The sequence below is a fragment of the Shewanella sp. SM21 genome (genome assembly GCF_025654335.1).
In the GTDB taxonomy this organism is placed as follows: Bacteria; Pseudomonadota; Gammaproteobacteria; order Enterobacterales; family Shewanellaceae; genus Shewanella; species Shewanella oncorhynchi.
In genome coordinates, this window is record NZ_JAKKRL010000027.1 from 1 (window position 1) to 10315 (window position 10315).

Below are 10315 nucleotides of genomic sequence, written 5' to 3' on the forward strand. Positions count from 1 at the left end.
GCGGGAAATCTGTTATTCCAAGGCGCCGCTATAAGAATACACCTCAAGAAAGAGTCGATTGGTGCTTATATCGGTATCGACATTTAGTGGAGAATGCTTTTGGAAGAATTAAGCACTATCGAGCAATATCAACAAGATATGACAAGCTAGCAAGAAATTACGCCAGTATGGTGTCACTGGCGTTTATGTTAATGTGGCTGCCGATGTATTGCTGAACAACATTTGTACAGCAAAGATCAACAGACCCTAATTATTCCTAAATATGTTCTATCGAAGGATTTTGCAAACATGCACGTCAGCTATTGCTCTTACTCAGAAATTTTATAAACACCTGTAATTGGTAAAAAGTATAGGATTCCTATCTACACACTTGTGCTTCCGTTAATGTTCACGGGTTCCAGATATGCACAATAGTATTCTCCATAAATGTACTCCTCACTATGTCCTAGTGACGACAGTGCTAACCGCTTAAATATCAAACTGGGAGTTAGATCACTCGCAAAACTTTGATCCGGATCGACTATCGCTTTCAATACCTCTTGTGAGGTATACCCACATTTTTTATCAGGTCTAGACTCGCCAGTATCAGCACTCGGTTACCCTCCTTTTTAATCTTAAGTAACCGAGTTTACGCTACTACAGGTCATCCAGTATGAGTCAGGAATACCACGTCACCAGCCTTGTGGTGCATGCCACGCCTAAAGCCTTACAGCAGGTTGAAGCCAATATCCGCGCATTAGTGGGTACTGATATTCATGCAATTACACCCGAAGGAAAATTGGTCGTTACCCTAGAAGGGAGTAGCCAAAGAGCGATTCTTGACAATATTGAAGCCATCAATGCCCTGTCCGGCGTGTTATCTGCCAGCTTGATTTACCACCAAGTAGAACCCTTAGTACAAGAGAGTGAGGAAATATTATGAGCATAAGCCGCCGCGAGTTTCTCAAGGCCAACGCAGCGGTTGCCGCTGCGACAGCCGTTGGCGTCACACTTCCCATTAAGATGGTCGAAGCCGCCGAACAAGCTGACAGTATCAAGTGGGATAAAGCTCCCTGCCGTTTCTGCGGTGTGGGGTGTAGCGTATTAGTGGGCACCCAAGCGGGCAAAGTGGTCGCCACTAAGGGCGATCCTGAAAGTCCAGTCAACCGTGGCCTTAACTGTATTAAAGGTTATTTCCTATCAAAAATCATGTACGGCAAGGACAGATTAACCACGCCATTGCTGCGGATGAAAGACGGCAAATACCATAAAGAAGGTGAGTTCACCCCAGTCAGCTGGGATGTGGCCTTCGATACTATGGCCGCGAAATGGAAACACAGTCTCGCCACCAAAGGCCCGACGTCGGTAGGTATGTTTGGCTCTGGTCAATGGACTATTTGGGAAGGTTATGCCGCCTCTAAACTTCATAAAGCAGGCTTCCTTACCAACAATATAGATCCTAATGCGCGCCACTGCATGGCCTCAGCCGTAGGCGGCTTTATGCGCACCTTCGGTATCGATGAGCCCATGGGTTGTTATGACGATTTAGAAGCCGCCGATCAGTTTGTGCTCTGGGGCGCAAACATGGCTGAGATGCACCCAATTCTGTGGGCAAGAATATCCGATAGACGTTTAAGCAGTCCAACGTGCCGAGTGCATGTGCTGTCAACCTTTGAGAATCGCAGCTTCGATTTGGCCGATAACCCTATGGTGTTCCGCCCACAGTCGGACTTAGTGATCCTCAACTATATCGCCAATTACATTATTGAAAATAAAGCCGTTAATACCGACTTTGTTACCAAACACACTAAGTTTGCCCTTGGGGTAGATGATATCGGCTATGGCCTGCGTCCAGAACATCCATTAGAGAAAAAAGCCAAAAATCCAGGCAATGGTAAATCCACGCCCATTAGCTTTGACGAGTATGCCAAGTTTGTCAGCACTTATACGCTGGAATATGCCGTCAAGATGAGTGGCGTCGAGCCAGAGAAGCTGGAGATTTTAGCCAAAGCCTATGCCGACCCTAACGTTAAAGTCATGAGTCTGTGGACCATGGGCATTAACCAACACGTTCGCGGCGTGTGGGCGAACAACATGCTTTACAACATCCATTTGCTCACGGGCAAAATTGCCACACCGGGTAACAGTCCTTTCTCATTAACAGGTCAACCTTCGGCTTGCGGTACTGCACGTGAAGTCGGTACTTTCGCCCACCGTTTACCCGCCGATATGGAAGTCACTAACGACAAGCACCGCGCCATTACCGAAAAGCTATGGCAAGTGCCAGAAGGGACCATTCCCGCCAAACCTGGCTACCATGCCGTACTCCAGAGCCGTATGCTCAAAGATGGCAAGCTCAACTGCTACTGGACCATGTGTACCAATAATATGCAGGCAGGCCCCAACATCAACGATGAAATCTATCCAGGTTTCCGTAATCCAGAAAACTTTATCGTGGTTTCAGATCCCTACCCAACCATCACAGCTATGGCGGCAGATTTAATTTTGCCAACGGCAATGTGGGTTGAAAAAGAAGGAGCTTACGGCAATGCCGAGCGCCGTACTCATATGTGGCATCAGCAAGTAAAAGCCCCAGAAGGCGCAACCTCAGATCTGTGGCAACTAGTCGAATTTTCGAAACGATTCAAAGTCTCCGAAGTCTGGCCAGCCGAACTGATAGCCAAACAACCGGAATACGCGGATAAAACCTTATATGAAGTGCTATTTGCCAATGGCGTGATCGACAAGTTCCCAACTTCCGATTGCAAAGCCGAATTAAACGATGAGAGCGAACACTTCGGTTTCTACCTGCAAAAAGGTATTTTCGAAGAATATGCAGCTTTCGGTCGTGGCCATGGCCACGATTTAGCCGACTTTGACCGTTACCACGAAACCCGCGGCCTACGCTGGCCAGTCGTTAATGGCAAAGAAACGCTGCGTCGTTTCGTTGAGGGGAGCGATCCTTATGTCAAAGCGGGTGAAGGCTTTAAATTCTATGGCAAGCCAGATGGCAAAGCGGTGATTTTCGCCCTGCCCTATGAACCCGCCGCCGAAGAGCCGAATGAAGAGTACGATTTGTGGATGTCGACTGGCCGCGTGCTGGAGCATTGGCACACAGGCTCAATGACAGCCCGCGTACCCGAGCTTTACCGTGCCTACCCCGACGCGCAGATTTTCATGCATCCAGAAGATGCGAAAGCTCGCGGCGTACAACGTGGTGACGAAGTCATAGTGGCCTCACCGCGCGGTGAAGTGAAAACCCGAGTTGAAACCAAAGGCCGTAACAAACCGCCACGCGGCGTAGTATTTATGCCTTTCTTCGATACGCGCCAGTTAGTCAACAAACTGATATTGGATGCGACCGATCCCCTGTCAAAAGAAACTGACTTTAAAAAATGCCCAGTGAAAGTCTTCAAGGCGGAGAATAACCAATGAGAAAAATACTCACCTTAACTGCGTTACTTGTCGCCATTACCGGCTGTTCAGGTCAGCAAACCGACACCAACGTAGCACCAGTTAATATTCAATCCCTCGCAGGAAACATGGCGATCACCGACATTCGCCCAGCCGATGCCATGGCGATTTATCCTAGTCGCGGCACCGCCATTGAGCGCAGTTTTAGCGAGCAACCCCCGCTCATCCCACATAAGGACGATTACAAGATCACCTTAGATAAAAATGGCTGTTTGAGCTGCCATAGTTGGGACAAGGCAAAACGCATGAAAGCCACGCCAGTAGCTAAGTCCCACGTGATTGATGATAAAGGCACAGTTAACGGACATAACTATGCCTGTACTCAATGCCATGTGGCTCAGGCCGAAAACAAGCAACCACTCGTCGAGAATCAATTCTCCGGCAAGTAAATCTCCATCCCCTGCAAAGCCAAGCCACCCGAATTGATTAGGGTGGCTTTTTTGCTATTTAAGCATCCAATTCTAATGAGTTAGCTTAGAGCCAGTAATGAGTATTCAAGTAAACATAAGACTAAACGTCTATCGCTGGTTCAGCGTCCGTTGCTGAACAGTACTTTCACCAAGGAAGGGATTGAGCAGAAGTTAAAAAGGCAGAGTGAGAATCGAGGGAAATAAAAATAAGAGCAGAATCTAAAACACAGAAAAGTAAAAACCCAGCCTAGGCTGGGTTTACTTGTTGTTTTGCTTTATGCAAATCACCCGCTGGAGCCGTTTTAGTTACTTGCGCCGCTTTAGCGTTTTGCACATCTTTTGCCACAGGCATAGCCGCCTGCCACAAAGCACCTACCCACAGACTTGAACTTGATTTCATCGGTATTCCCCTGTTTTGTTAACAAGGTCAAAGTAATACTTAGACTATCATTAGTAAAATGAATAAATTCCATAATATGGATTCCATTTGAGCATGAACATCCCAATCAAGACCTTACAGTGTTTTCTGACCTTAGTGGAAACTGAAAACTTTACCCGCGCCGCGCAGAAATGTTTTATCACCCAGCCGACACTAAGCAAAATAATCCAGAGACTTGAAGAAAGCCTTGGTGAAACCTTGCTGATCCGGAATAACCAAAAGGTTGAGTTAACTCAAGCTGGTCAGCTCTTTGAGCACAGTGCACGGGAAATTCTCGGCCAATGGCATAGACTGCAGGAGGACATGAGTAACCTTAGCGGTCTCAAATCGGGGCGGTTGCGACTGGGTGTATGTCCTATGATGAGCAGTCTTATTATTGGTTTGCTCACTAGCTATCGTAAGCGTTATCCGGGGGTTGAACTACACATGTATGAGTACGGTGGATTCGGCTGCGAACAAGCATTGCTCAATAACAGTCTCGATATCGCCTTTACCGCGCTCCCCACGACCCATGAGACAGAACTCGTCAATCAACCCCTGACTAAGTACCCTTTACTCGCATGCCTGCCTGAGGGACATCCCTTAGCCGAGAAAGACCACTTAAAATGGCAGGACTTCCAGCCCTATCCTTTTATCCTCTATAACGAAGACTTCTCCCTCGCTAAACTGATTAATCGCCTCAGTCGCAAAGCAGGTGTTCAACTCAATATTGCCTTTCGCAGCGGCCAGTGGGATTTCCTCGCCGCCATGGTCGAAGCCGATATGGGCGTCGCTATTTTACCTGAGCCTATCTGCAATCGATTAAGCACCAGCAAACTGGTCTTTAAACCTATGCAGCCCGCAATGACATGGGATCTGGCGCTTATTTGGCGCCAAAGTTTACCTTTAACACCGGCAGCCAAGGCCTTGCTTGAATTGAGTAAACAAAAAACTGAACGCTGAGAAGATAAAGCGAGAACTAACATTATTTTAAACAACGGGATACGAAACTTCGTCAGCCGTAGCGGGTGATTACAGTTGGATCTCGCCCATAAAAAAACCGCTGCGAGCCTAGAGGCCGACAGCGGTTTTTATTAGCTAAGGTAAGTTAAGAATTACTTCTTAGCTTCAGCAGCCTTACGTTCTTTAACTTGAGCAACAACTTTCTCAGCTACGCTAGCTGGACATTGGCTGTAGTGTGAGAACTCCATAGAGAACTGACCACGACCAGAAGTCATTGTACGTAAAGTACCGATATAACCGAACATTTCTGATAACGGTACGTCAGCTTTAACGCGAACACCTGTTACACCAGCAACTTGGTCTTTGATCATGCCGCGACGACGGTTTAAGTCACCGATCACGTCACCCACGTTGTCATCTGGGCTGAACACGTCAACTTTCATGATTGGCTCAAGAAGTTGTGGTTTAGCTTTAGCGATAGACTGACGGAAAGCGCCTTTAGCAGCGATTTCGAACGCGATTGCTGATGAGTCAACTGCGTGGAATGCACCGTCAGTTAATTCGAACTCAACGTCTAACACTGGGAAGCCAGCGATAGTACCTGTGTTCATCATGCTCGCGAAACCTTTCTCAACTGCTGGCCAGAATTCCTTCGGAACGCTACCACCAACAACTGAAGATTTGAACACGAAACCAGTGTTTGGCTCACCTGGGCGGATGATATATTCGATCTTACCGAATTGACCAGAACCACCTGATTGTTTCTTGTGAGTGTATTGATCTTCAACCATTTGAGTAATGGTTTCACGGTAAGCAACTTGTGGCTCACCTACGATCAATTCAACACCATAAGTACGCTTCAGAATGTCTACTTTGATATCTAAGTGAAGTTCGCCCATACCTTTAAGGATGGTTTCACCTGAATCTTCGTCAGTTTCTACGCGGAATGATGGATCTTCAGCGATCATCTTACCGATTGCGATACCCATTTTCTCAGAACCGCCTTTATCTTTTGGCGCTACTGCGATAGAGATAACTGGCTCTGGGAACACCATAGCTTCTAAGGTAACTGGGTGTTTCACGTCACATAAAGTGTGACCAGTTTGAACGTTCTTCATACCCACGATAGCGATAATGTCGCCAGCTTGAGCAGATTCAATTTCAATACGGTCATCAGCTAGCATTTCACACATACGGCCGATACGTTCAGTCTTGCCAGTCGCGCTGTTCAGGATGGTATCACCCTTCTTCAGACGGCCTGAGTAGATACGTACGAAAGTCAGGGCACCGAAACGGTCATCCATGATTTTGAACGCTAACGCTTTTAATGGCTCATCAGCAGAAACGATAGCGAATTCGCCAGTTTCGTTGCCTTCTTCGTCAGTTAATGGCTGTGGTTCAACTTCGTCTGGTGCTGGTAAATAATCAACAACAGCATCAAGAACCAGTTGCATACCTTTGTTCTTGAACGCAGAACCACAGTATGTTGGGAAGAAAGCCATAGTACGAGTACCTTTGCGGATACAACGCTTGATATCTTCGATAGATGGCTCTTCGCCTTCCATGTACGCTTCCATCACAGCATCGTCTTGCTCAACGGCAGTTTCGATCAGCATTTCACGGTATTCTTCAACCATGTCAACCATGTCAGCAGGTACATCTTGGATATTAAAGTTTTCTGGTAAACCAGACTCATCCCACACGTATGCTTTACGAGATAACAGATCAACAACACCAGTGAATTCGTCTTCAACACCGATTGGCAGAACCATAACCAGTGGAGTAGCAGCTAATACGTCTTTAGTTTGCTTAACTACGCGTAAGAAGTCAGCACCCATACGGTCTAACTTGTTTACGAAGATAATACGCGCAACTTCAGATTCGTTCGCATAGCGCCAGTTAGTTTCTGATTGAGGCTCAACACCGCCTGAACCACAGAATACACCGATACCGCCATCAAGCACTTTCAGAGAACGATAAACTTCAACGGTGAAGTCAACGTGTCCTGGAGTGTCGATAACGTTGAAACGGTGATCTCTCCAGAAGCAACTTACAGCAGCAGACTGAATAGTAATACCGCGCTCAGCTTCCTGTACCATGAAGTCAGTGGTAGATTCGCCATCGTGAGTCTCACCGGCTTTATGGATTCTTCCTGTTAACTTAAGGATACGCTCGGTGGTCGTGGTTTTACCCGCGTCAACGTGAGCGAAGATACCAATGTTTCTGTATTTGGATAATTCGGTCATGATTCAACTTTAATGAGTAGTTTAAGAAGTAGACGGAGTATGCGACAAACACCGACACACCGCACATCAGATTATTTTAGGCGCATATTGTAAATTGGAACCCTGCTCGGCGCAAATGGCTAGAGTACTTTTTCACGATAAAGTCGCGTAATAATTTAGATAAATAGCCATAAACACGAACTAAAACAGATAAGTAAAACACTTTAGCTTATTTTTCACTCAATCAATAAAAACCGTTAAATAAACCTCATTTTAATGGGATAAGGCGATTTTCAAGGGATTTCGATCATATCGTCAGTACAAACATCAAACATTAACCTGCAAGCATGGATGCTAGAACAATCATGTTATACCTATCTCCAAAATAGAGATGACATCCGCGACTCACTTCAATCGCAGTCTTTTAGCCAAATAACCACAAATCAGTCTTGAGTAAACCCTTACGTGTCGATGCACATTTGATTACGCCCTTGTGTTTTAGCACGATAAAGGGCTCGATCTGCCCGCTCAAAACACAATTGTATAGGTTCGTTTTCTGCGAGCTTAGCGACACCAAAACTACAAGTTAAGTGAACATTGTCAGTAAATTGATAATTATTAATCCTCTGCGCAATCCGCACACACAAGCTTTCAACTAATGGCAATGATGACTGTTGGCAGAGGATAACAAATTCTTCGCCACCCCAACGTGCGACCACATCAGAATCACGCACACAGTGCTGTAATACCTGTGACACTTGCTCAAGAATGCGATCGCCGACGTTATGCCCTAGCGTGTCATTAATCTCTTTAAAGTAGTCGATATCAATCATTACAAGGCACATGCCTGCCCCAGCAGATTTATCATGCTGCTCGTTATTAATAAAAAAGCGATTAAAGTAATGTCGGTTATACAATTTAGTTAAGGGGTCGTGGGTAGATAAAAATTCGAGTTCGGCATTTGACGCTTCAAGCTGTTCGCGTAAAGCTTCCAACTGCTTATTCTTATCGGTTAATCTTCGATTATATTGACTCATAAAGTAAGTTCTCGCCCCCAACATTAGGAGCAACAGACACGTCGCGCAGATAATTTGATACACAAGCGAATAGTTAGTCTCATCTATCACAGTCACATTATTCCACTTCTGATAAATCGTGATCCGCTCTTGCTCACTCACAGTGTTTAAGGCTTTATTTATCACGGGTAACAAGGACTCTTGACCATAAGCGACCCCCATCCGTAACTCATCTTCCGGCCCGCCCCAACCCGCAATTTTTAAATGATCAAATCCCATTTGTTGAATGTAAGCGTTAACCGAAAACATTGACCCAACAAACAGATCTGCACGTTTATCCAGAACCGACTGCAATCCCGCAGGTTCACTGGCAACAGTAAGCATTTCTATCTGAGGATAATAATGCTGAATATACTCGGCTAAACGATAACCTTTGGGCACGGCTAAAATACGCGTATTGATATTCTCCAATCCTTGCAGAAAAGGCTGTTCTTTAAGTGAAACGAGCACATTGGGTGAGCGGAAATAGACATCACTGAAGTGCAGATAAGTCTCGCGTATTAGCGTTTTATTCAACATAGGGGTTAAATCGCACTGACCACTTTGCAAAAAAGATAAAGTTTCGGTCCAAGAAGATGTCGGCACTAGCTGAAACTTAAGGGAAGAATGTGACTCAACATAACGAATATAATCCGATGAAATCCCCAGATGTTTACCTTCTCGTATTCCTTCATAGGGCAGCCAATCAGGATCAACGCAATAACGGACTATCACAGCAGACTTGACGCTAACATCTTGATCCGCAAGTTTAGTACTAGACACCATGAAACGATCAGCATTCACCAGTAATGGCATACACAGCAATAGCGACAATAACCTCAATAAGCCACGCAATTCCATTGAAATTTCAACCTAAAAGCTGATGCTAGATGGGGAATGTAAAAAAAGTGTATACGTGAAAACCACACAATACCAATTCCCATCATTGCTTATACGAAACGCTCGTTTGTCCATTGTGTCTTAACGCCTTCGTACATCAGCAAAACTTATCTTCATAAGGTAATCAGTTGATGGGAAAGAACGTTGCTAAGTTCACTCAGTCCTAAGTTCACTCAGTCTGAGTTTGGTATCACATTTAAAAAGCCAATATTTATCGCTTGCTTCATCAGGGCTATCCTAAATAACCCCCCTTACTCGCCATCCAAAGCCATCATAACGCCTTTTGCAAACTACGATTATTGCAGCTGCACCTCGCCTTAACTTCTGCAGCTACGTTCTTTGGCCGCTATACCGCGATCATGATGGACTGTGCGGGGACATCAAACAAAGATGGCAGAAGATTTTATAATCTGAGATAAAACTGCAGCCTTATTCTCCGGAACTGAATCTGATAGAACCGTTGTCGCGGATATTAATAGAATTGATATAAAGCCAAATGGTGCAAATTATTCGTATCGTGGAAGGTAAAAAAGGGATTATCGAGAGAAAAATAGGAGGAAAACTGACTAATTAAATAGACACTAGGCTGGATTTAACAAATTGCGAATGCAAAAAAGCCAGCTTATTCAGCTGGCTTCATTACATCTCAATGAGATAATTAGGCGCTTGGCGATGACCTACTCTCACATGGGGAGACCCCACACTACCATCGGCGCGTTTGCGTTTCACTTCTGAGTTCGGGATGGGATCAGGTGGTTCCACAAGGCTATTGTCACCAAGCAAATTCTGTTTATTACCGTGTCCATCGCTGGCTCACGCTAATAATAATTCGGAAAGCTGATTTGCTTTGTTTGAGTTCAACAAGTACAAGGATGTACTTGATGTCATAAA

At 45.3% G+C, this 10315-nt stretch carries 8 protein-coding genes and 1 rRNA gene; 5 read left to right on the top strand and 4 right to left on the bottom strand.

The features are described 5' to 3' along the window. The 4 genes from L5L94_RS21590 to napB form a co-directional block, all read left to right on the top strand. Positions 1–215 (top strand): transposase (locus L5L94_RS21590; RefSeq protein WP_248943622.1); only part of this gene is annotated, 215 nt, incomplete at its 5' end. A gap of 437 nt (positions 216–652) precedes the next feature. After that, positions 653–922 (top strand): chaperone NapD, encoded by a 270-nt coding sequence (locus tag L5L94_RS21595; protein ID WP_198572888.1) that lies wholly within the window; start codon positions 653–655, stop codon positions 920–922. Then, positions 919–3414: a nitrate reductase catalytic subunit NapA gene (gene napA / locus L5L94_RS21600; protein ID WP_263165005.1), complete on the top strand. Its 2496-nt coding sequence runs from the start codon at positions 919–921 to the stop codon at positions 3412–3414. The genes L5L94_RS21595 and napA overlap by 4 nt, the downstream gene beginning before the upstream one ends. Then, positions 3411–3842 (top strand): nitrate reductase cytochrome c-type subunit NapB, encoded by a 432-nt coding sequence (napB, locus tag L5L94_RS21605; RefSeq protein WP_113939717.1) that lies wholly within the window; start codon positions 3411–3413, stop codon positions 3840–3842. The genes napA and napB overlap by 4 nt, the downstream gene beginning before the upstream one ends. Positions 3843–4110: 268 nt before the next feature. On the opposite strand, the gene L5L94_RS21610 is transcribed toward napB, so the two are convergent. Further along, positions 4111–4263, bottom strand: coding sequence for a hypothetical protein (locus L5L94_RS21610; RefSeq protein ID WP_081729124.1), 153 nt, complete (start codon positions 4261–4263; stop codon positions 4111–4113). A 93-nt stretch (positions 4264–4356) separates the two neighbouring features. Between L5L94_RS21610 and L5L94_RS21615 the strand changes: the two genes are divergently transcribed. Then, a complete protein-coding gene (locus L5L94_RS21615) occupies positions 4357–5244 on the top strand; it encodes a LysR family transcriptional regulator (protein ID WP_105251505.1) in 888 nt (295 codons plus the stop codon). Between the two features lie 152 nt (positions 5245–5396). Here the strand turns inward: L5L94_RS21615 and fusA are convergent, their stop codons facing one another. The 3 genes from fusA to rrf form a co-directional block, all read right to left on the bottom strand. Beyond that, positions 5397–7490: an elongation factor G gene (gene fusA, locus L5L94_RS21620; RefSeq protein WP_107402610.1), complete on the bottom strand. Its 2094-nt coding sequence runs from the start codon at positions 7488–7490 to the stop codon at positions 5397–5399. Positions 7491–7930: 440 nt separating this feature from the next. After that, positions 7931–9385, bottom strand: a complete 1455-nt coding sequence (locus L5L94_RS21625; protein ID WP_263165007.1) for a diguanylate cyclase — start codon at positions 9383–9385, stop codon at positions 7931–7933. 703 nt (positions 9386–10088) lie between these two features. Beyond that, positions 10089–10204 (bottom strand): 5S ribosomal RNA (gene rrf, locus L5L94_RS21630). Positions 10205–10315: the final 111 nt, after the last annotated feature.

Coding starts and splice junctions, on each gene's coding strand:
- L5L94_RS21595 (WP_198572888.1), top strand. CDS start 653: ATGAGTCAGGAATACCACGTCACCAGCCTTGTGGTGCATGCCACGCCT.
- napA (WP_263165005.1), top strand. CDS start 919: ATGAGCATAAGCCGCCGCGAGTTTCTCAAGGCCAACGCAGCGGTTGCC.
- napB (WP_113939717.1), top strand. CDS start 3,411: ATGAGAAAAATACTCACCTTAACTGCGTTACTTGTCGCCATTACCGGC.
- L5L94_RS21610 (WP_081729124.1), bottom strand. CDS start 4,263: ATGAAATCAAGTTCAAGTCTGTGGGTAGGTGCTTTGTGGCAGGCGGCT.
- L5L94_RS21615 (WP_105251505.1), top strand. CDS start 4,357: ATGAACATCCCAATCAAGACCTTACAGTGTTTTCTGACCTTAGTGGAA.
- fusA (WP_107402610.1), bottom strand. CDS start 7,490: ATGACCGAATTATCCAAATACAGAAACATTGGTATCTTCGCTCACGTT.
- L5L94_RS21625 (WP_263165007.1), bottom strand. CDS start 9,385: ATGGAATTGCGTGGCTTATTGAGGTTATTGTCGCTATTGCTGTGTATG.